26 protein-coding genes are annotated in these 21539 nt (G+C 55.9%); 10 read left to right on the forward strand and 16 right to left on the reverse strand.

Features of this window, described 5'->3' with window-relative positions:
• Positions 1 to 199: hypothetical protein (locus K6117_RS10360; RefSeq protein ID WP_221794709.1), on the reverse strand; the 199-nt coding region annotated here is incomplete at its 3' end.
• A gap of 73 nt (positions 200 to 272) precedes the next feature.
• Positions 273 to 902, reverse strand: coding sequence for an energy transducer TonB (locus tag K6117_RS10365; RefSeq protein ID WP_246605033.1), 630 nt, complete (start codon positions 900 to 902; stop codon positions 273 to 275).
• Between the two features lie 292 nt (positions 903 to 1194).
• Between K6117_RS10365 and K6117_RS10370 the strand changes: the two genes are divergently transcribed.
• A complete protein-coding gene (locus K6117_RS10370) occupies positions 1195 to 2055 on the forward strand; it encodes a hypothetical protein (protein WP_221794713.1) in 861 nt (286 codons plus the stop codon).
• Between the two features lie 16 nt (positions 2056 to 2071).
• Here the strand turns inward: K6117_RS10370 and K6117_RS10375 are convergent, their stop codons facing one another.
• Positions 2072 to 2839, reverse strand: a complete 768-nt coding sequence (locus K6117_RS10375) for an SDR family oxidoreductase (protein ID WP_343211772.1) — start codon at positions 2837 to 2839, stop codon at positions 2072 to 2074.
• A complete protein-coding gene (locus K6117_RS10380) occupies positions 2836 to 3207 on the reverse strand; it encodes a dihydroneopterin aldolase (RefSeq protein ID WP_221794715.1) in 372 nt (123 codons plus the stop codon). Before K6117_RS10380 ends, K6117_RS10375 begins: the two co-directional genes overlap by 4 nt.
• 56 nt (positions 3208 to 3263) lie before the next feature.
• On the opposite strand from K6117_RS10380, the gene K6117_RS10385 reads away from it, so the two are divergent.
• The 6 genes from K6117_RS10385 (at position 3264) to ctrA (ending at position 8210) form a co-directional block, all read left to right on the forward strand.
• On the forward strand, positions 3264 to 3857 hold the full coding sequence (locus K6117_RS10385) for a GNAT family N-acetyltransferase (protein WP_246605034.1): 594 nt from the start codon (positions 3264 to 3266) through the stop codon (positions 3855 to 3857).
• The gene (gene dapE, locus K6117_RS10390; RefSeq protein WP_221794720.1) at positions 3854 to 4996 is read left to right on the forward strand and encodes a succinyl-diaminopimelate desuccinylase; all 1143 of its coding nucleotides are present in this window, start codon (positions 3854 to 3856) and stop codon (positions 4994 to 4996) included. Before K6117_RS10385 ends, dapE begins: the two co-directional genes overlap by 4 nt.
• A gap of 100 nt (positions 4997 to 5096) precedes the next feature.
• Positions 5097 to 5537, forward strand: coding sequence for a ribose 5-phosphate isomerase B (gene rpiB / locus K6117_RS10395; RefSeq protein WP_221794722.1), 441 nt, complete (start codon positions 5097 to 5099; stop codon positions 5535 to 5537).
• Positions 5538 to 5546: 9 nt separating this feature from the next.
• The gene (gene glyA, locus K6117_RS10400; protein WP_221794724.1) at positions 5547 to 6863 is read left to right on the forward strand and encodes a serine hydroxymethyltransferase; all 1317 of its coding nucleotides are present in this window, start codon (positions 5547 to 5549) and stop codon (positions 6861 to 6863) included.
• Between the two features lie 3 nt (positions 6864 to 6866).
• On the forward strand, positions 6867 to 7334 hold the full coding sequence (nrdR, locus tag K6117_RS10405) for a transcriptional regulator NrdR (RefSeq protein WP_221794726.1): 468 nt from the start codon (positions 6867 to 6869) through the stop codon (positions 7332 to 7334).
• Positions 7335 to 7508: 174 nt separating this feature from the next.
• Positions 7509 to 8210 (forward strand): response regulator transcription factor CtrA, encoded by a 702-nt coding sequence (gene ctrA / locus K6117_RS10410; RefSeq protein ID WP_221794729.1) that lies wholly within the window; start codon positions 7509 to 7511, stop codon positions 8208 to 8210.
• 90 nt (positions 8211 to 8300) lie between these two features.
• Here the strand turns inward: ctrA and K6117_RS10415 are convergent, their stop codons facing one another.
• The 12 genes from K6117_RS10415 to mutM form a co-directional block, all read right to left on the reverse strand.
• Positions 8301 to 9068 carry a TIGR02186 family protein gene (locus tag K6117_RS10415; RefSeq protein WP_221794730.1) on the reverse strand — a complete coding sequence of 256 codons (768 nt, stop codon included), beginning with the start codon at positions 9066 to 9068 and terminating at the stop codon, positions 8301 to 8303.
• Complete coding sequence (locus K6117_RS10420; protein ID WP_221794732.1) at positions 9068 to 9982, reverse strand: sulfite exporter TauE/SafE family protein; 915 nt, start codon at positions 9980 to 9982, stop codon at positions 9068 to 9070. Before K6117_RS10420 ends, K6117_RS10415 begins: the two co-directional genes overlap by 1 nt.
• 69 nt (positions 9983 to 10051) lie before the next feature.
• Positions 10052 to 11029: a hypothetical protein gene (locus K6117_RS10425; RefSeq protein WP_221794734.1), complete on the reverse strand. Its 978-nt coding sequence runs from the start codon at positions 11027 to 11029 to the stop codon at positions 10052 to 10054.
• A gap of 29 nt (positions 11030 to 11058) precedes the next feature.
• A complete protein-coding gene (locus tag K6117_RS10430) occupies positions 11059 to 12411 on the reverse strand; it encodes a glycosyl transferase family protein (RefSeq protein WP_221794736.1) in 1353 nt (450 codons plus the stop codon).
• Between the two features lie 38 nt (positions 12412 to 12449).
• Positions 12450 to 13442, reverse strand: a complete 993-nt coding sequence (locus K6117_RS10435) for a phytanoyl-CoA dioxygenase family protein (RefSeq protein ID WP_343211773.1) — start codon at positions 13440 to 13442, stop codon at positions 12450 to 12452.
• Positions 13381 to 14004, reverse strand: a complete 624-nt coding sequence (locus tag K6117_RS10440; RefSeq protein WP_221794738.1) for an acyl-homoserine-lactone synthase — start codon at positions 14002 to 14004, stop codon at positions 13381 to 13383. The genes K6117_RS10435 and K6117_RS10440 overlap by 62 nt, the downstream gene beginning before the upstream one ends.
• A gap of 425 nt (positions 14005 to 14429) precedes the next feature.
• Positions 14430 to 15113, reverse strand: a complete 684-nt coding sequence (locus K6117_RS10445; RefSeq protein ID WP_221794740.1) for an ATP12 family chaperone protein — start codon at positions 15111 to 15113, stop codon at positions 14430 to 14432.
• Positions 15114 to 15126: 13 nt separating this feature from the next.
• Positions 15127 to 15351: a TMEM43 family protein gene (locus K6117_RS10450; RefSeq protein ID WP_221794742.1), complete on the reverse strand. Its 225-nt coding sequence runs from the start codon at positions 15349 to 15351 to the stop codon at positions 15127 to 15129.
• Positions 15348 to 16007: an HAD-IA family hydrolase gene (locus tag K6117_RS10455; protein ID WP_221794744.1), complete on the reverse strand. Its 660-nt coding sequence runs from the start codon at positions 16005 to 16007 to the stop codon at positions 15348 to 15350. The genes K6117_RS10450 and K6117_RS10455 overlap by 4 nt, the downstream gene beginning before the upstream one ends.
• Entirely contained in the window at positions 16004 to 17200 is a 1197-nt protein-coding gene (locus tag K6117_RS10460) for an RluA family pseudouridine synthase (protein ID WP_221794746.1), read from the reverse strand. The genes K6117_RS10455 and K6117_RS10460 overlap by 4 nt, the downstream gene beginning before the upstream one ends.
• Positions 17197 to 17571 (reverse strand): fluoride efflux transporter CrcB, encoded by a 375-nt coding sequence (gene crcB, locus K6117_RS10465; protein WP_221794749.1) that lies wholly within the window; start codon positions 17569 to 17571, stop codon positions 17197 to 17199. The genes K6117_RS10460 and crcB overlap by 4 nt, the downstream gene beginning before the upstream one ends.
• 35 nt (positions 17572 to 17606) lie before the next feature.
• A complete protein-coding gene (gene mutM / locus K6117_RS10470) occupies positions 17607 to 18419 on the reverse strand; it encodes a bifunctional DNA-formamidopyrimidine glycosylase/DNA-(apurinic or apyrimidinic site) lyase (protein ID WP_221794751.1) in 813 nt (270 codons plus the stop codon).
• An 86-nt stretch (positions 18420 to 18505) separates the two neighbouring features.
• Here mutM and K6117_RS10475 point away from each other — a divergent pair, with 86 nt between their 5' ends.
• The 3 genes from K6117_RS10475 to cysK all read left to right on the forward strand — a co-directional run bounded on the left by K6117_RS10475 (position 18506) and on the right by cysK (position 21432).
• Entirely contained in the window at positions 18506 to 19075 is a 570-nt protein-coding gene (locus K6117_RS10475; RefSeq protein WP_221794753.1) for a superoxide dismutase family protein, read from the forward strand.
• Positions 19076 to 19213: 138 nt separating this feature from the next.
• Entirely contained in the window at positions 19214 to 20515 is a 1302-nt protein-coding gene (locus K6117_RS10480; RefSeq protein ID WP_221794755.1) for an MFS transporter, read from the forward strand.
• Complete coding sequence (cysK, locus tag K6117_RS10485; protein ID WP_221794757.1) at positions 20512 to 21432, forward strand: cysteine synthase A; 921 nt, start codon at positions 20512 to 20514, stop codon at positions 21430 to 21432. The genes K6117_RS10480 and cysK overlap by 4 nt, the downstream gene beginning before the upstream one ends.
• Positions 21433 to 21539 lie beyond the last annotated feature (107 nt).

Below are 21539 nucleotides of genomic sequence, written 5' to 3' on the forward strand. Positions count from 1 at the left end.
GGAACAAAGTCCACGACAGCGCGCCGCCGTCGTTCAGCGCTTCGATCAGGCCGAACTTGGTGGCGGCTGCTTCCGCGCCTTCAACTGCGGCGGTGTTGGCCAGTGCCTCTGCGGCAGGCGCAGCGGCGTTAGCGATGGCATCCGAAGCGTTGGCAGCAACTTCCGCCGCAGCGTTGGCGGTATCAGCGACATTCTGCATTGCAATAACTTCCTCTCAAAAAATCAAATCAAGTAACGGGCGTTCGCCCGGAAAATTTCGCGATTGACGACAATCAATCCTTCGGGATCTGCCAGCGCACGCGCCGTTTGTCCGAAGACTGGATCGGGTTGCCATTCTGGTCGAGCGCCGGATTGTACCGACCGCGACGCGTGACAAATTTGCAGGCTGCATCATCGAGATCGGCATGGCCGCTCGACTGCGTCACCCGACAATTGGCGACCTTGCCATCCGTCGTCACATCCCAAGCGATCGCCGTCACACCCTCACGCTCTTCACGCAAGGCGCTCGACGGATAATCTTCCGTCGTGACCCAAGTGCCAGGATTACCCTTCGCACGAGCTGCTTGCGCCTGCGTAGGCTTAGGCGGCTCGATGGGCGGCGGCGGCGGCGGGGGCGGCGCCATTACAGGCGCAGGCGGCGCCGTCGGCAACATAGGCGGCGGCGCGATGTTCGTCGGAGGAGGTGGCGCCACGTCGATTTTCGGCGGCGGCGGCAAATCCTTCTGCTCGGGCGGAGGCGGGGGCTCTTCCTCGACTTTCTGCTCTTCCTTGATGTCAAAGGTTTTCAAGTCCTCGAAAACCTCGATCGCGGCGTTGTAGTCCAAGCCGTTTTTCAGCCCCCATAGAAGCACGAGGTGCAGCAACGCCACGCCGCCAATGGCGACTAGCTTGCTACGGCTCATGGGTTGTTTATCAACATACGCCATTCAGTATCGACACTCCCTCCAAAGGCTGCATCAGAAAAATCGGGAAAGGTTATCCGTTTTATGCCCTCTACCAACAGCAAAACACATAAATGAGTTTTTAACCATCAGTGGACATATGACGAAGACTGCCTCTTTTATGTTCTTAGGTAACGTCGGCAGACTTGCCTCCTATCGCGATGGAAAGCGCGAATCAAACGCTTTGTCGCTAAAACTGGTTGTTGCCATAGTCCGCGTTCATTCATCCTGCACATGAGAGCCCCCCCCCTCAATGAACAACAAGCTCATCGCCACATTCGTCTTAATTCTTTCAATTACAACGATTTCATCGCATGCAAAGGCACCCGCAGGTCAGGCTCCCGCTGTTATTTTAGCCTATGCCGATATTGCCGACAGAGCCCTAGCAAGTGACGTGGTGGCGGTATCGACGATCACCAAGGCAACACGTCTCGACCAAAAGCGATTCAGTAATGTACCTTCTGGCGCTGAAAGGGTCCTTCTCATCGGTCGAATCACCACACTGATTCGAGGCCCAGAGAGCCAGCCCCAAGATGTCGAGTTTGTCGCGGATGTACCCTTGGGGAACGGTGGTCGCTTGCCGAAACTCAAGAACCGACCCTTTGTCATCTTCGGAGATCGGGTGAGCGGCGCAACCAATCAGTTGCAACTCCTCGATCGCCATTCGCTCTTGTCATGGTCGAACGATCTCGAAAGCCGGACAAGGGACATATTGATCGCCGTAAATGCGCCGGGGGCCGCACCACGAATCAATCGCATTGGTCAGATATTCAGTGTTGCAGGCAGCATTGCGGGTGAGAATGAAACGCAAATATTTCTCGAAAGCGATAATGGTCGCCCGGTATCGCTTTCCATATTGCGTCGCCCAGGAGAAACTCCCCGCTGGATCGTATCGCTAGATGAGATTGTCGATGAAGCGGCAGCATTTCCTGCCCGCGACAGCCTGACATGGTATCGCCTCGCCTGCACGCTACCAATGGCTCTTCCTCCGCAGATCATCGAAGGACTTGATGCGTCAGCGAGGCAGATGGCTGCGGAAGATTATCGCTTTGTTATGCAACAATTGGGAACATGCCCAAGAACGCTGCCCACTCTCTCCATTCCCCTGCGCTAAAAGCGAAAGCGCAGTATCAATTAAGGTCGCCCTGCTGCATAAACAGGAAGTCTCGTTCGAACGAACGCAGGTGCGCACCACCGTCGACGTATACCACCTGCCCGGTCACAGATTCGTTTTCAGCGAGATATTCAACCGCACGCGCAATGTCATCAGGTTGTGGCAAGCGCTCCAGCGGCATCTCGGCAGCCAGCCGCTCCATCTGTCCGGGGACATAATCTGCAGTGGGTAGCGTAAGACCCGGCGCCACCCCACAGACCCGGACATAAGGTGCGAGTGCCCTCGCCTCAATCATCGTCAGCGCAGTCAGCCCCAGTTTTGATAGCGTATAACTCAGCTGGTCCGTTGGCGGATGCAAGATGCGCTGGTCAAGGATGTTGACGATGACGCGCGCCACCTTCATTCTCGGCGCATTCGCCATGGCCTTAGAAAGAAGTGCCGGTGCCACCAGATTAATGGCATAATGGCGCTGCAACCCCTCTGCCGTAAGGTTCTCGACACGATCATCCTCGAATAACGAGGCATTATTAACGAGCAGATTTGGCCAGCACCCGAAGTGATCGGCGACCTTGGGCATCAACGCCTCGACAGCTGCAGAATCCGCCAACTCACATGTGAAGCCAGCCCATTTCGCATCGCATTGCTCCATCACCGCCCTCAAATCAGACGATGGTATCGCATCTTCATGCCCATGCAGCGCCAATTGGTAACCGCTCTTTGCCAGTCTCGCAGCAATCGCAGCGCCGATCCGTCGACAACCGCCCGTGATCAGCGCCAATTTCACCGACGATGCCTCGTTAATGTAATACCAATGGATTCACCTGCTTCCGCAATGGCCAGCTTGATGATCTTCACCGTCACCTTGCGGACTCGCGCATCACCTGTAAAAATCGTCTCGACGATATGATCCGCAAGCGCCTCAATCAATGTGAAGTGCAAGTCCTTAGGGATTGCGTGGGTGATCGCATGCTTCAGGTCCATGTAATTTTTGGACGCAGTCAACGGTGTTTCAGGCGTAAATGCAGGTGGGACACCGAGGTCTGCCGCAACAGAGATACGTAGCGGCTGCGGGAGATGCGTCTCTTCCGAGTAAATCCCGGTAAGCACATCCACCTCGACATCGTCGACTTCTAGAATAAGGCTATCTTCCATGTCTGCCCCCTAAACGTCCCCGGCAGTGACGGCAAGCTGCTGCTGCTTTTTCCCCGATGACACGCTATGCCACTTCGCGATTCGTTTTCTCAAATGCAAGTGAGCCACGATTGACCGCCATTCTGCCCTTGACCGACTTCGAAAGCGTCGACATCGAAAGACTTCTCGATCTCGCCTTTGGGACAGACCGACATGGCCGAACCGCCTATCGGCTCCGTCAGGGGCAATCGTGGATCCCTGCCATGTCCGCAGGGATGCGGGATATGACTGGAAATCTGGTCGGCGTCATTCAGAGTTGGCCCGTGTCTCTTCGTTCACCCGATGGGAGCATGACACCGCTTGTGCTTGTCGGGCCTGTGGCAGTCGCCCCTGATTACCAAGGCGCAGGCCTCGGCAAGGCCATGATGCAGCATGTGCTGGATATTGGTGACCGGTCAGCAGAATATCGCTGCACCATGATGATCGGCGATCCAGAATATTATGGTCGCTTCTTCGGCTATGATGCTGCGCCCACCCAATTATGGGGTATCGATGGCCCTGTCGAACGCCACCGACTACTTGCCCGCGCACCACAAGGCGCGAGTTTACCCGCCATTGGCGACATCGTACCCGGCTGGCATGGGCTTGCCGAAACGGGATATGCAGCATGACGAATTTGACGGACCCCATTGAACTCACGAAGCAATTGCTCGCCTGCCACAGCATCACCCCCAATGATGGCGGCGCGCAGGAACTGCTTGCTAATTGGCTGAGCGCGCTCGGCTTTACTATATACCGCTCAATTGATGGCACCGCCCCCAATGGGCCGGTACCGAACCTCTTGGCTGTACGCGGAAGCGGGAGCGCACCACATCTGGCCTTTGCAGGGCACAGCGATGTGGTCCCGCCCGGTGCGGGCTGGCAAAGCGACCCATTTACGCCTGAAGTGCGCGGCGAACTTCTTTACGGCCGAGGTGCCGTCGATATGAAGGGCGCCATCGGCGCCGCGATAAGTGCGATCGCTACTTTGCCGGTTGAACACCCCGGTACTGTCAGCTTTATCATCACCGGTGATGAGGAAGGTCCCGCGCAATTTGGTACGCTGGCCTTGATGACACGCATGGAGAGCCTTGGCCTGCACCCAGACATGATACTTGTCGGCGAACCAACGTCCCAACACCGGCTGGGTGACATGATCAAGATTGGGCGGCGTGGGTCCGTCAATATGTGGATCACTGTCAACGGGCAGCAAGGTCATGTTGCATATCCACATCTTGCCTATAATCCTGCCACGCCGATGATCAGCATTCTTGGACGCCTCAAGAGCCGGATACTGGATGACGGCAATGACTGGTTCCAACCCAGCAATTTGGAAATCACCGATTTCTCTATCGGCAATGAAGCCACTAACGTCATTCCAGCGCAAGCCCGCGCACGGATCAACATTCGCTTTAATAACGAACATCGAGGCCAGCAACTGATCGATTGGGTCCAGTCGATCATCACAGATGAAGTTGGTGGCCGAGGGGAGCTGCGCGCGGAAATTTCCGGTGAGGCTTTTCTGACAGACCCGGGCGATTGGTCTGATCTCGTTGCGACAGCCATATTGACAGAAGTGGGTATCGATCCCGAATTATCGACATCTGGCGGCACGTCCGATGCGCGGTTCCTCTCCAAATGGTGCCCGGTGGTGGAATTCGGTCTATCGAATGCAACCATGCACAAGTTGGACGAAGCCGTCGCCATCGACGACCTTATCAACCTCACCTTGATTTACCGGCGGATTTTCAAAGTCGTCCTCAGCCTTTAAGCCAAGACACGCATGCGCCCGAAAGCGAACTGGCATTATCCATCGCAATCGCCTAAATGGCGCTGACTGAGTCAAATCGCCAATAGAAAGACGAACGCGCGTGCGTATTGCCATTGCTTCTGATCACGCTGCTCTCGATATGAAGAGCGCGCTTGTTGCCCATCTCCAACAGGTCGGGCATGAGGTCAGCGACCTTGGCCCCCATAATCTGGAATCGGTGGATTACCCTGATTTCGGATATAAATTGGCCCGTGCTGTCGCTACGGGAGCAGCGGAACGCGGCATCGCGATCTGCGGGTCAGGGATCGGCATTTCGATTGCCGTCAACCGCAACCCGGCATGCCGCTGTGCCCTGGTGTCCGAACCTTTGTCGGCTCAGCTTTCGCGCGAGCACAATGATGCGAATGTGATCGCTCTCGGCGCACGCCTGATCGGCGCTGAAATGGCCAAGACCTGTGTGGACATATTTTTAGCTACGCCTTTTGGTGGCGATCGCCATCAGCGTCGCGTTAACAAACTCACCAATCCCGATATTGCCTGAGGAGCTATCATGAGCAGCAATACCAGCACCGCCCTCTCCAGTGTCCAGCCCGATGGCTTTTTCACTCGGGGACTGGCCGAAGCCGACCCCGCCGTATTTGGCGGCGTACGCCATGAATTGGAACGCGAACAGCATCAGATCGAACTGATCGCCTCTGAAAACATCGTATCGCGCGCCGTGCTGGAAGCACAGGGTTCGGTCTTCACCAACAAATATGCCGAAGGCTATCCGGGCAAGCGCTATTATCAAGGTTGCGCACCATCGGATGAGGTGGAAACCCTCGCCATCGAACGCGCCAAGCAGCTCTTCAACTGCGGCTTCGCTAACGTCCAGCCGCACTCAGGTGCGCAGGCCAATGGCGCGGTCATGCTCGCGCTGACCAAGCCCGGCGATACCATCATGGGGCTCAGCCTTGATGCCGGTGGACACCTTACCCATGGCGCCAAGGCAGCGATGTCCGGCAAATGGTATAACGCGGTGCAATATGGCGTTCGTCCTGACGATCACCTGATCGACTATGATGAAGTCGAGCGGCTGGCCAAGGAACATCGCCCGACGTTGATCATCACCGGCGGCTCCGCCTATCCGCGCCAGATCGATTTCGCCCGCTTCCGCGCCATTGCCGATGAAGTCGGCGCCAAGTTCATGGTCGATATGGCGCATTTCGCGGGTCTGGTCGCAGGTGGCGTGCATCCTTCGCCATTCGAACATGCACATGTCGTCACCACAACGACGCACAAGACCTTGCGCGGTCCGCGTGGCGGCATGATCATGACGAACCATGAAGACATCGCCAAGAAGATCAATTCAGCCGTTTTCCCCGGCCTGCAAGGCGGGCCGCTGATGCATGTGATCGCCGCAAAGGCAGTTGCATTTGGCGAAGCACTGCGTCCTGAATTCAAATCCTATGCAGCCGCCATCGTTGAAAATGCGAAGATTCTCGCCGCAACGCTGAACGAGCGTGGTGCCAACCTCGTGTCGGGCGGCACCGATACGCACCTCGCGCTGATCGATTTGACCCCATTGGGCATCACAGGCAGGGATGCAGATGAGGCGCTGGAACGCGCCGCCATCACGTGCAATAAAAATGGCATTCCGAACGATCCGCTGCCGCCGATGAAGACCAGCGGCATCCGCGTCGGTTCGCCCGCCGGCACAACGCGCGGTTTCGGCCCTGCCGAATTCCGTGAAATCGGTCACATGATTGCCGATGTGCTTGAAGGTCTGCGGACCAAGGGCGAACATGGTGATCCGGAAGTAGAAGCGAATGTCAAAGCCCGCGTGCGCGCGCTTTGCGACCGCTTCCCGATCTATCAGGGGTTCTAAGACTTGCGCTGCCCCTTCTGCGGACATGAAGCGAGCCAGGTAAAAGACTCGCGGCCCACCGATGACAATTCGGCAATCCGCAGAAGGCGGCAATGTGAAGCATGCGGTGCGCGCTTCACTACTTTTGAGCGCATCCAGTTGCGCGAATTGACGGTCCTCAAATCAGAAGGCCGACGCGAAACTTTTGACCGCGAAAAACTTGAGCGTTCCGTCACCATTGCCTGCCGCAAACGCCCGATCGAGCCGAATAGCATTGACCGTGTCGTAACAGGTATTCAGCGACAACTGGAAACGCTGGGCGAGAGCGAAATTCCATCGCAACGGATCGGCGAACTGGTGATGGATGCGTTGCAGGGCCTTGATAGCGTCGCCTATATTCGCTTTGCCAGCGTTTATAAGGACTTCACGGCGGCGCAAGATTTTGCCCGAATAGTGGGTGCACTGAAGGACGATCTGACAGATAATTCGTGATTCGCGACCCGCTTCTGGCCCGTCAATTACCCCCGACTCGCCGGATTTCCTGCTTTAATCAGAAATTAACCTTTTGCGTTCATCTGTTCTATGGTTAATTAAGCCTTGAGCTGATCCACAAATTTCGGATCATGCGTCAAGGTGAGTAGGCATTAAAAGAACGGGGGGCTCGCCATGCGCGTGCTGTTGATTGAAGACGAACCAACGACCGCCAAGGCAATTGAGCTGATGCTCAATACCGAGGGTTTCAACGTCTATACGACAGATCTTGGCGAAGAAGGCCTCGATTTGGGCAAGCTATATGATTACGATATCATCTGCTTGGACCTGAACTTGCCTGACATGCACGGCTATGACGTGTTGAAGAAACTTCGGGTTGCCCGCGTCCAGACGCCCGTTCTGATCCTCTCTGGCATCAGCGAGATGGACAGCAAGGTGCGCGCGCTCGGCTTCGGTGCCGATGATTATGTGACTAAGCCCTTCCACCGCGAAGAACTGGTCGCCCGCATCCATGCCATCGTGCGTCGTTCCAAGGGACATTCGCAGTCGGTCATCCGTACCGGCAAGCTGGCCGTCAATCTGGACGCGAAGACTGTCGAAGTGGACGGCACGCGCGTACATCTGACAGGCAAAGAATATGCCATGCTGGAACTACTCAGCCTCCGCAAGGGTACCACGCTGACCAAGGAAATGTTCCTCAATCACCTCTATGGCGGCATGGACGAACCAGAACTCAAGATCATCGATGTCTTCATCTGCAAGCTACGCAAGAAATTGTCTTTGGCCTGCGCGGGCGAAAATTATATCGAAACCGTCTGGGGCCGCGGCTATGTGCTGCGTGACGATGAAGAAGTAGAAAGCGCTCAGGTCGCCTGAGCCCTGCAGTCTGAAGCGCTGTTCCACGATTTGGAGTGATTTCGAGTAAAGTGATATATTTCACGGCTCGGAAATAAAAAATATTACACTCTATAACCGCCGGAACAGCGCAGCAGCGCCTAAGCCTGACAAAAGCGAAATCAGCATTGCGGCAATACCATAAGTCCATGGCCATTTATCTGCGGCCACGGCTACAAACCTTTCGAAACCAGTCTTGCTGATCTCAATGTCCCGAACAGCCGCCGCAATAATATGTCCATCGCGGATTAGGAATGTTTCGGCCGAATAATGACCTACCGGCACTCGTGCCGGCAACCGGATGTGCGCGCGATACAGCGCACCATCCGTGATCTCAACGCCATTTTCGCTTTCCTGAAACAATGATGCCCGTTTCAACAGATCGATAAAGCCGCGTTCAAATCTATCTGTTTCCTCACCCGTTGCCTCGTTGCTTGCCGGGGATAATTGCAGATTACCGACGCCCAACTCATAAATGGCCGCCGTACGTTCACCCACAATATCGTGCAATGGTCGAGAACTTGCCATAGCATAAAAGGATGGCGCCGAACGGTATCGCATCGTCGCGGCATTGACCCAAATTCCGCCGATTTTCTGCTTTTCCCGCACGATAATCGAATTGGTGGGGCCACGTAGCACAACCACAATATCTGCATCCCTCTTTCGACTCAGCGCATCGGGATAGATAATCGCCCCAAACAGCAGCAGTTCTGCGCCGGTAAAGCTGTAGCGAATCTCGACGTTGCGCTGCGACACATCCGGCACAAGCTGCGGTTCCCCCGCAGCGGTCAATGTCACGCCCAGCAACAGGCAGATGAGGGCACGGATTACTGTCAACATCACCCGGCCTGCACCGAATAAATTTCATCGGGCCGCCACCCCAGCCCAAGCGCCATCCGCAATGCAACCAACAGAACGATCGTCGCCAACATCAATCTCAGCCATTCAGGCGAAATACGTGCCGCGATGCGCGCGCCCAGTTGCGCGCCAGTCACGCTGCCTATCAGCAATAGGATCGCGAGGACAATATCAACCGACTTGGTCGTCACCGCATGCACCAAGGTCGTCGCAGCAGTGACAAACAAAATCTGGAACAAGGAGGTGCCAACCACCATCCCTGTCGCCATGCCCAGAACATAGATCATCGCCGGGACAACGAAAAATCCCCCACCTACACCGAGCAATACCGTCAAAACGCCCGACACAAGGCCAAGGGCAAATGGCGCAATTGGCGAAATATAAAGTCCCGAACCATAAAAACGCCAACGCATCGGCAAGGCGGCAACCGCAGGGTGGTGTCGCCGCCGTTGAAACGGCATTTGATGCCCACGCCGGGACGCCAAAATCGTCTGCAACGCTTCTTTGGCCATATAACCACCAATGGTGCCGAGCAGCAGCACATAGAGAAGCGCAACCACCGTATCGATCTGGCCACCTTTCTGCAGCCAGCGAAATACAAAGCCGCCACCAATGCTGCCCAAAATGCCGCCCGCTACCAGCACCAATCCCATGCGGACATCTACCGCGCCACGCTGCATATAAGCCAATACGCCTGACACGCTGGTGCCTGTAATCTGCGTCGCGGAGGATGCCACCGCCACAGATGGCGGAATGCCGTAAAAGATAAGCAGTGGCGTCACCAGAAAACCGCCACCAACACCAAACATACCGGACAGAATACCGACCACGCCACCCAGACCGATGATGATCAGGATGTTGACCGAAAGTCCGGCAATGGGGAGGTAAATATCCATATAAGGACAACCCTATCGCAACCCTCGCAACTCGATCAATCGCAATCGGCCTAAATGCAGATGAACGCCTCAGAAACCGCTAGAAATAGTCAGTGTCAGGCCGCTGGCTGGACGCACCTGACCGACCACCTGCATCCGCGCTGCAATCTCCCATTGAATAGGCATCACACCTGTATGCACTACCCCTTTCAGCCTCGGCCCGATATCCAATCGCTTTACATCGGGCTGGATACCGCCCCATGCACCTACGCCCGCTTGCAGATCAGCGTCAGGCCCAAATGGATGCGCCAGCCCAATCGCCCCATCGATAAACCCATCGTGTTGCCGCGCACCAACCAGACCCGCCTGTAAATATCCTTCTGCGACCCAATTTGTGCCTGGCAATTGGCGGGAAAATCCGCCCGCGACAAAACCGGACCAAGCATTCCGCCCACCATGTTCCAATCGCACACGCCGTTCTAAAATCACATTGATCGGCAGGCTGGCGATTGGATGTAATTCCAGCCCCAGCCCTGCCTCGGCACCGTCATTGATCGCCAATGGACGCGTCACACGCACCGAAAGTGCGGCCTGTGATTCAGCCGGGGCATCGCCGAGGCGGTAAAGTGCCCGCAGACCGGCCTGACTACCGCCCAACTGCCCCTCAGGCACAAAATTGGTAGAGGGGCTATGTTGCCGCACAAAGGCCCAACTATAAAGACTGAGCCTCAATGGCGAAGAGGGCTTAGTGGTCAATCTGTTCACGCCATGATCATCAACGATTTCATTATTTACTTGAACGACAGAAATTGGCTCCACAGAGCGATTCGACAACGCCTCGAATATGATTTTCGAGGCATGGGTTGGTATAGATTTCGGCACATTGGTTACGTCTAATAACCCGCTGGTCCGCACCTGAATTTTCGGAATCAATGCCGATGCCTGCACGATAGCACCTATATGGGATGCGGGGACAGCAAACCGAACGGACGCCGGCGGGTTGGTGAGAACAGTCCCTTGAAAGGCGATCACCCGAAACGTCACCCATCCGAGAATAACCGATGCCAAGGCCCGATGTGCGTGGTATCTTTTGGCAGTCATATCGCTGGATCATCCGGGAAAACATGACTGGTCTTGTCCCAGATGACGGGATGTCGCACTTCATAACGGAGATAGGCCATGAAGGCCCGGCGCGCGGCCACCATCGCGATCATATTTGCAACCAATGCGCGCGGGATCGAAAACAGCGCCTGTTTTAATCCATAGCCACAAAAAACAACGACCGCACGCTCGAGCAATCGCCAGGCCAGCATCGCGCCAGATGCACCAAGGGCCATTTGCAACGTCGGCGATAAAGGCGGCACCGTCCCGGACGCAGCGCCCGCAAACATGATCACCCCTGCACTCATAAATAGTGAAATATAACTGAGCAGGAGCAAGAAAGCCGACAACAAGGCCCGTCGATCACGCAACCGCATCCAGCGATCAACCATTGACCCATGCCAGCCCAATCTGTCCCAACCGAACAGTGCGATACCAAGTATCCAGCGAGATTTCTGGCGCACTGCCGACGCCAGATCAGACGGGAAATACGCGCGCACGGCAATGAGATCGTGTGTCACCGCCGATATTTCCCGCACAAAGCTGGTGCGGCAACCGAGTTCGCCAAGACGCAGGCCAAGTTCATAATCCTCGGTCAAGCTATCCGCGTCAAATGGTAGGCCGCCACGCCCTGAAGCAATCCTCGCCAGTGCAGGACGACTGATTGCGCAGCCTACGCCCGCAGAAGGCAGGGCGCTGCCCAGAATCTGACGCGTGGGCATATCAATGCCATGGGTCAGGGCGAACTCATCGGCATAATGACCTGAAACCCACGGCATTGATATATCAATAAAGGGCACAACCGGCAGTTGGATCATATCCGCATATGGCAAATGTGCTGAGAAGAGGTTGAGTTCATCACGATGCACCACATCTTCGGCATCATGCAGGACTACCGCAGCAAATTGTACTTCATGCTGCACTTCCCATTCGCACAGCGCATGCCAGCATCGGTTGAGGCATTCCGCCTTGGTCGTTGGCCCGTCCAAATTGCCGGACACCAATTGTACGCGCGCATCGTTTTCGGCAATCTCCTGCACGGCAGACAACGTTCCGCTATCATTCTGATAACAACCTACAAAGACAATATATTTTGTATAATCCATACGATCTAGCAGAGTTGCGAGCATTCGACCGATCACACTGCTTTCATCCCAAGCAGGCACAAAGATCGCGATCGGCGGTCGTTCAACCGGCATGCGCATCAGCACAGCCGCTTTCGGTGTAACCCGCACCAACCAGACAAAAAACACGATCAGGTCATCCAGACCGAGAAGAATGATCCCACTCGCGCACGCCAGCAACAGTTCATGATAAAAGGTGAAAAACCATGCTGTAGCCTGCACCATCAATATTACCTTACGCTACGCACCACATTAGCCACCGTTCAGGCTGCCTTTGCTACATTCGATATATAGGCATCGACCATCGCTTGGTGGTCAGGTCTCAGCGCGTCAGTGGCCGCGAGATGAGAAGGCACATCGTCACCCAACAATATGGCGGGCGATTGCCCCTCATAATTGCCCAAATTCGGACGATGTTGACGATAACCTATCAGTGCCGCCAAGCCCGGATCGAAGTTGCGGGCAACATCCGGCGGATACGCCAGAAACTGGTTTTCGAAGGATTTGAGCCACCCCAAAGAATAGCTCACGATCATCCCCCGACGCACTTCGCGGGATGTATTCGCCCCACCATTGTGAAGTGTCGAACCGAGAAATAGCAGCACATCGCCAGGATCAAGTGACAATGACATGCCGGGATCGTATTGATCTGGCATGGCGTCCGGCGACCAGCGGTGGCTGCTTGGCCAAATCACCGTACTACCATTTTCGGGCGTATAGTCGGTGAATGGCCACATCACATTCACCAGATATTCGATCTCTCCTTTTGGCCCGCTCCACATATCCTGATCGCGATGAGGAAATTGCGCCGGTGCGTCAGGATGAATTTCTATACCCTGAGACAGGTTGAGCTGGATGGTATCGCAATAGGGGCCAAGCACGGTCTCGGTAATGGCCAGCACCAAAGGATGCTGTACGAGCTGTGCTGCTGTGTGGCTATGACGCAGTACGCAGCCGAAACGCTTCGTCAGTCCGCCATAAAAGACCCCCTCGCAAAAGGGAGTTTGCTGAAAGCGACCCTCCAATTCTTCGACGCAATGATGGATCAGCATCGGCGGCACGACCTGTCGGAGCACGACATATCCCTGCGCCAATAATTGGGCCGCAAATGGCGCCATAGACTTACGCTGTTCAGCTGAGGAGAAAGGTTGAGACAGTGCGATTTGCATGTCGAACACTCCAACAATATTGAAATCAGGCAGCGATCGATACGCCGTGGTACGGCAACATCGGAAGCGCCGCGAAGGTATCGGCACGACGCATCAAGCCAATTGTTTCAGATCCAACATGCGCATGCACTGCCGCAAGCGTACCGCCGGACGTTTCGCGGGGAAGGCCAAGCATGTCACAACGCCAGCCGATGCTGAGCACTTGAGAAAGGAAACTGGCATGCGTGACGCCCGTATATCCTCGAATGCCCTGCATTAATGCGTATTCGACAAGGGCCGTGAACAATTGATTCCGCAATTCCAACCGTTGTCGCGCATTGCCCTGAGGCGACACACAAAACCGGGTCAACTCCCGAATATCTGGCCCGCGCGGAATATCGACATCGCACAGATCGGCAAACAGCATGTCGAGTAGGTGCGGCTGCTCTGTTGGCAGAAGACGAGCAGATGCCAAATGCAACCCGCTACCCTCATCAACTATAATTACATAAGTAGCCGAAATATTATCAAATTCATCAACTTCAAGACCATCGAAATGGGTCAATCCCCACCCCATCATATCAATAAATACCCGCTTCCTTTCCAAAAACATCGACTTAATAGTTAATGAATTAATTTCATCTGATGACCCTATACGCACATTTTTCATTTTATACCCCATAAACTATACATTTATGGAATCATTCAGATCATAGAATTTCGGTATTGTAACTCCCCCCCTAAGGGGGGATGCGAGGATTCGCGTCTCTTGCTAACCTCCACCCTGGGCAGGTCTCAGCTGCTCACAACAAGCAATCATTGCGCAGTATTTGCATTTAAGGAAAGCAGATCACTTTAATATACGAATGACATCCACAGTTATGGATAAAAACATAGTATATATATTGATCACTCACGCCACCACATCGCGCGAATTATCCTGAATAATAATGCTCGTCAGCATCAAATACTCAGGATAACGATTTAAATCGTGTATATTATTATTTGGAGATTAATTCTATTACATCTGTAAGCAATCAAAGATACCGCACCCCTGATCATAAGAGGTTTGGCTTCCTACTTTTCGATCATCTATTAATCCAGAAGGTCAATAAACTGGGCAGCAGCGAGAAAATCTCTCTGTCGAATTGCACGCGCCTCAAGGGCGAAATCATCCTCACCCCATAGTTCCGCCTGCCACAATTCATCAAGATGAGCGGTATCGAATGCAGCCGATGGCGTCATCGCATGTTCGATCACCGCCAGCGCAATGACCAGCGAACCTGAAATCGTCACCAATGGATTAAGCGCAGCGAGCCGATAGGGATCAAGCATACGCACTGCCGCAGCCAGCGTCTCAATCGTCAAATCCGGCTGGGGACGATGCATCAGGCCGTGGACGATATTGAACGTCACATCATAGCGCTGCGCCGCCCATCCCAACACCGGATCCCATAATGCCGCCTGCCGTTCCGCCAGCTCTGGCTGGCTATCGGCCCGATAACACAGCAAATCGGTCTCGGCATATTCCGCAAGCGGTGCCGCAAAATCCGATATATTAGGGGCGACCCTATCAATCGCCGCATTGGCATAGCCCGTTATCGGCATTGATCTTGGGTCAATATCCTCGCCTTGCGCGGCCCATTCGCCCGCCACAGCCTTGGCCATGGCGACAGTCGGCAACACCAGAAAATGCCGCGCAGGCGTCTTGACTGGCCGACCGTCAAGCAGGATCGAACGGTCATCGCCAACCGAAACTTCAGTGTAAAATCGTTTCACCGTCTACTTCCGATTATTTCCGTCCATCTCGCCACCGTCGAGCGAGAAATGGCGGCAAAACAAGCGACTCGATGACGCCCAACAGAAAAAGCAATTGCCCCAGAAAGGCGGGCAAGCTCGGCAAAGGGCGCATGATCAGGGCAATGCCAATCACCATCATGATGACGCCGCCCGCGCGCAACAATGTCAGTACCGCAAAACGGCCCCGCTCACGTTGTTCATCAACATTTGGGTTCATGACCATTTCTCCATAATGCGGGTAATGGATTGGGTTTGCCCCACCACCTCATCAGCACCGGCAGCCCATAGCTCATCCGGGTGATGATACCCCCAATCCACCCCGACACAATAGACCCCTGCCGACTTGCCCATCAGCATATCGAAACTGGTATCTCCAATCATCACGGTCGTCGCTGGCCCGGCACCGGCATCCGCCATCGCCTCATACACCATCGATGGATGTGGCTTGGAAGGATGACGATCTGCCGTCTGCAACGTCACAAAACGACCTTTGAGGCCATGTTGATCCAAACAATGGGCCAAGCCCTTATCGGATTTTCCCGTTGCCACACCCAGCATCCAACCCGCTGCATCAAGCTGATCGACCAAATCGACAATGCCTTCAAACAGCGGTTCCAATATCGCGCCCTGTCGCCGCAAATCCTGAAATGCCAGCTTATAGTCATCGGCCAACCGCACATGCGTGCCCCGGTCCGCCTCCGGCAGCAAGGCCGCCATCGCCTCGATCAGCGACAGCCCAACGACGCGACGCGTATCGCTGCGTGATGGCGGCGTGAGCCGATGCTTGGCAAACGCCGACTCCATCGCGTCGCAAATGACATGTTGGCTATCGACCAGCGTGCCGTCGCAATCGAATAACGCGAGGCGATTCATCTTTTGCCGCGCCCCCCGCTCCGATCACTATTTTTCTTCGCCGGTCCACCGCGATCACTGCCCCGTTTTTCAGGCCCGCCCCGGCCGCGACGCTCACCCTTGCGTTCCTTACGGGCGGCCTTGGCCTGCTGGGTAACCGCCTTGCGCTTGCCTTCCGGCGTATCCATGAACTTGATTTCATCGAACACCAGCTTGTCGCCATCGGCCAAATCAAAACCTAGTTGCTTGATGCTGTCGGTGAAATGCGTAGGCGGTTCAGCGATCACATCAATCTGCCCCCCGCCAGGCGAATCGATCTGCAAACGGCGCGCATGCAGATGCATCTTGCGGCTGATCGTGCCGGTCAAAAAGGCTTCCGGCCCACCATATTTGCCGTCGCCGATAATCGGATGGCCAATCGCCGCCATATGGACGCGCAACTGATGGGTCCGACCGGTATAGGGCTGCAACTCCACCCATGCGGCGCGGTTACCAGCGATATCGATCACGCGATAACGCGTCTTGGCGGGCGCGCCTTCCTTGTTATCCACATGCATCTTTTCGCCGCCAGTACCCGGCTGCTTGGAGAGCGGCAGTTCAATAATGCCATCCTCGATGCTCGGCACTTCGGCGATGATCGCCCAATATACCTTACGCGCCGTGCGGCTGGAAAAGCTCTTGGCGAAAAAGCCCGCAGCCCGCGGCGTACGCGCCACCAGCAAAACGCCGGACGTATCCTTATCAAGTCGGTGCACCAGTTTTGGGCGATGCGGCAGATCGAAGCACAACGCATCAAGCAGACGATCGACATGGTCTGTCGTCTTGGTACCGCCCTGTGTCGCCAAACCGGGCGGCTTGTTGATCACAATGGCATGCTCATCCTTGTAGATGACTAGGCTCTGCGCGAATTCTATCTCGTCTTCGGTCAATGGCGGCCCCAGACGCTTTGGCGCAGCAGCAGGCCTGGCAGCCTTGACGGCCACCTGCTGGACATCCTTGGGCGGCAAGCGAAGTTGCTGGCCCGCAGCAACGCGATCGCCCGGTTCTGCGCGCTTGCCATCGATCCGCAATTGCCCAGTCCGCGCCCAGCGCGACACAAGATTGAAGGGCACATCCGCCATGTGGCGCTTAATCCAGCGATCAACGCGGATACCGTCATCATCGGGATGAATAGTGAATAGCCGCTGGGCGGCATCGCCGATTTTTTCGCTCATAATGCTGCTCGTGTCAGAGTAAGGCCACACCAGAGAGCAACAACCGACCCGGCCACCGATGCCAGCGCATAGACAAGCGCAGGACCAGTGCGTCCGGTTTCGATCATCGTCAACATCTCTAGGCTAAAGGCTGAAAAAGTAGTGAAGCCGCCAAGCACGCCTGTAGCCAGCAACAGTCGCGCCGGGTCACCGATCACCCGTCCCGCCACCAACGCCGCCACAACACCCATCGCAAAGCCACCAAGCAAATTGACGGCAAGCGTGGCCCAAGGCCAATTCACCCCCCAAAGCGTACGCACCGCTTGAGAGACAAGATGGCGTCCAGCGGCACCAACAGCGCCACCCGACATAACAAGGATCAGGGCATTCATGCCCGCCTGTTAGAGGGAAACCGCCGTCAAAGCCACTATTTCTGGCAGGTAGGGCAATAGAAGGTCGATCTGCCGCCATCAACGCGGCGCAACACCTCGCCACCACAAGGGCATCGCTCCCCTTCCTGCCCATAGACCCGCCATTGCTTAAAGAAATAGCCGAGCTCTCCATCGGGCCGGGCATAATCGCGCAAGGTCGAGCCACCGGCCTCAATCGCCGCCGCCAACACCTGCTTGATCATCGGCACCAATCTGGCCAGCGCCGCCACGGAGACCTTGCCGCCAGGCCGGGTCGGGCTAATGCCCGCCATGTTCAGCGCCTCACACACATAAATATTGCCCAAGCCTGCCACAATTTTCTGGTCGAGCAGCATCAGCTTGATCGGCGCAGCCCGGTCTTTCAAGGCACGGGCCAGCACAGATGGCGTGAAATCGTCACTCAATGGCTCCGGCCCCATACGGGTAAACGGCCCGAATTCAGCAATAGCTTCGGTGGGGACAAGATCCAGAGATCCGAAACGCCGTGGATCATTCAGCACGAGTCGCTGGCCGCTCACCGTCTCAATAATCAGATGGTCATGCTTGTCTGGCTCTTCCGGGGCGATCCGCCAACGTCCCGACATACCAAGGTGAAAGATCAAACTATCACCGCGATCTGTATGAATCAGACCATATTTTGCCCGCCGGGAAAGGCCGATCACCCGGGCGCCGGTCATCCGCTGACGCAGATCCACGGGGATAGGACGGCGCAAATCGGCGCGGCGCGGCTCAACCAGCGTCAGCACTTCCCCCTCAAGACAAGGGCGCAATCCTCGGATCGTCGTTTCTACTTCTGGTAATTCAGGCATATTTCCCGATAGCGGGTGTTGCGCCCATGGGGAAGTCGTCGCATCTTAGCCCATCATTAAGAGATGACGAGATGAAAGGACCCGACATGGCCATCGCTATATTCGACCGTATCAAGACAAGGCTGACCATCGCGTTATTGGCGCTCACAGCCGCAACCGGCCTCCCTCTCATCTCGTCGTCAGATGGCAACGCCGCAGAATTGCAGGCTGCCCGGACATCCGCCAAAGCCACCCTCACCGATATAAACGGCAAAAAAATTGGCACCATCGCCCTGAAACAAGCAGGGCAAAACCTTGTGCTGAAGTTCAAGGCCAAATCCATCGCCTCAGGCTGGCACGGCGTACACCTTCATACCATCGGCAGTTGCACGGCCCCCGACTTCAAGGATGCAGGCGGCCATTGGAACCCATTTGGTCAACATCATGGACAGCCCGGCGCTGAAACTGCCCATCGTGGCGATCTCCCAATGATATGGGCCAATGCCCAAAACCGAGTTGAAACCAAGCTCACCCTGAAAGGCGTCACACTCTCCGGCGAACATGGCCTGATTGATACCGATGGCGCGGCCATTGTCATTCATGCCGGTCAGGATGATTACCAAAGCGATCCAGCCGGCAATAGCGGCGCCCGCATCGCCTGCGCTGTCATCCACTAAAATCTTGGCAATCTTACAGGTGACCTCTCCCTAAAAGAGAACGGGTAGATATAAGGCGTTGGCGATAATCATAACTATGGACCACAAAAGAATAGGACGAATTGCAAGCGTCACCACGCCACACTAGAGTGGAGTCATATGACTATCGCCCCAGCGCCCCAACACCCGTTCGCCATACGCGACTATCGCTATTATTGGTTGGCGCGAATCACCATCATTCTGGCGCAGATGGCACTGGTGGTGGTGATAGGCTGGCAGGTCTATGACATTGCCCGTCAGACAATGGGCCTGAAAGCGGCGGCATTTCAATTAGGCTTGGTCGGCCTTGCCCAGTTCGCACCATTGCTGCTGCTCACCTTGTATACTGGCTGGGTCGCTGATCGTTTCGACCGTCGGCGAGTAGCACAATTCGCGGTTTTGCTTGAAATCCTGTGCGCGGCCATGCTTGGCCTGACAACCTGGCAAGGCACAGTTACCTTGCCAATCCTTTTTGGCGCGGCGGCGCTATTGGGTGTGGCGCGGGCATTTGCTGGCCCTGCCCTGCAAGGCATTACGCCCAACATCGTGCCAGCGCCGCTGATGCCACAGGCTATAGCATTCAGTTCAATTGCTTGGCAGATGGGGGCGATTGTCGGCCCGGCCATGGGTGGGTATCTTTATGCGGCAGACCCGGCCGCACCCTATATTGTTGCGGCGATATTGCTCTCCGCCACATTGGTGGCGCTACACTTAATTCGGCCATTTGCGCGCAAAGAGCTATCGAACAAGCTCAGCCCTTGGCAACAGATGATCGAAGGCCTGCACTATGTCCGCCGCAACCGGCTGGTTCTCGGTACGATATCTCTTGATTTCATCGCGGTGCTGCTCGCCGGGGCAACAGCGATGCTGCCGGTCTATGCCCGCGATATTTTGCATGTCGGCAGCGAAGGTCTGGGCCATCTTCGGGCCGCCCCCGCCCTTGGTGCGGCCTTTGTCGCCTTATGGTTCGGGCTCAGGCCATTGTCCCGCAATGTCGGGATCAAGATGTTGGCCGCGGTCGCCTTCTTTGGTGTCGTCACGATCATCTTCGGGCTGTCACACCTGATCATACCCTCTCAGCCCATGGTGGTTGCGCTAGGTGCCTTGGCCGTACTGGGCGCATTGGACATGGTATCGGTCTATGTCCGTCAGACGTTGATCCAGATTCACACCCCAGACGAAATGCGCGGTCGGGTCGGGGCAGTATCCATCCTGTTTATTTCAGGGTCCAATGAATTGGGCGAGGCGGAAAGCGGGCTGCTTGCGGCATTGATCGGCCCTGTCGCCGCAGTCGTGGTCGGCGGTGTCGGCGCCATTATTGCCACTGGTTTGTGGGCGTGGATTTTCCCCGAATTACGACGCGCGCGGACATTTGATCCGCCCGAAGAAAACGTCAAAACTGCAAAGGAGACTGTTGCATGAAGGCCAATTCGATTCTCGACACCATCGGCGGCACGCCACATATCCGAATGCAGCGGCTCTTTGGCGCGGCAGAAGTCTGGATCAAATCAGAACGCAGCAACCCGGGCGGCTCCATCAAGGACCGCATCGCGCTCGCGATGATTGAAGCCGCAGAGGCATCAGGCGCCTTAAAACCTGGTGGCACTATCATTGAACCGACCTCAGGGAATACCGGCATCGGCCTTGCGATGGTGGCCGCGGTCAAAGGCTATAAACTTGTTCTCGTCATGCCGGAGAGCATGTCGATCGAACGCCGCCGCCTGATGCTGGCCTATGGCGCAAGCTTCGACCTCACCCCGCGTGAGAAAGGGATGAAGGGCGCGATTGAACGCGCAATTGAACTGGTGAGCCAGACCCCCGACGCATGGATGCCACAGCAGTTCGAAAACCCCGCCAACATCAGCATCCATCAACGGACAACGGCACAAGAGATTCTTGCCGACTTCGCGGACAGTCCGATAGATGTGCTGATTACAGGCGTCGGCACCGGCGGACATATCACCGGCACCGCCGAAGAACTGAAAAAAGTCTGGCCGGGCATCAAGGTGTTTGCGGTCGAACCGACCCTTTCTCCCGTCATCAGCGGTGGTGCGCCGGGGCCGCATCCGATTCAGGGTATCGGCGCAGGCTTCCTGCCGGCAAATCTGCATACCCGCATATTGGATGGGGTGATTCAGGTCGATCCCAATGACGCCAAGGACATGGCGCGCCGCGCCGCGCGTGAGGAGGGCATGCTGATCGGCATCTCATCAGGCGCTACCCTCGCCGCGATCGCCCAAAAGCTGAAAGAACTGCCCGCAGGCAGCCGCGTGCTCGGCTTCAACTATGATACCGGCGAACGCTATCTCTCGGTCCCGGACTTTTTGCCAGAAGCATGATCATATCCCGGCGGGCAGGAAGAACAACCTGCCCGCCGCACTTCAACCTCCCCATTGCCTGCACCGGAACGCGGCGATATAGGGCCGGTGCCGTAACGGGCCATGCC

Source organism: Alteraquisediminimonas sediminicola (assembly GCF_019740335.1).
Taxonomy (GTDB): Bacteria; Pseudomonadota; Alphaproteobacteria; order Sphingomonadales; family Sphingomonadaceae; genus Alteraquisediminimonas; species Alteraquisediminimonas sediminicola.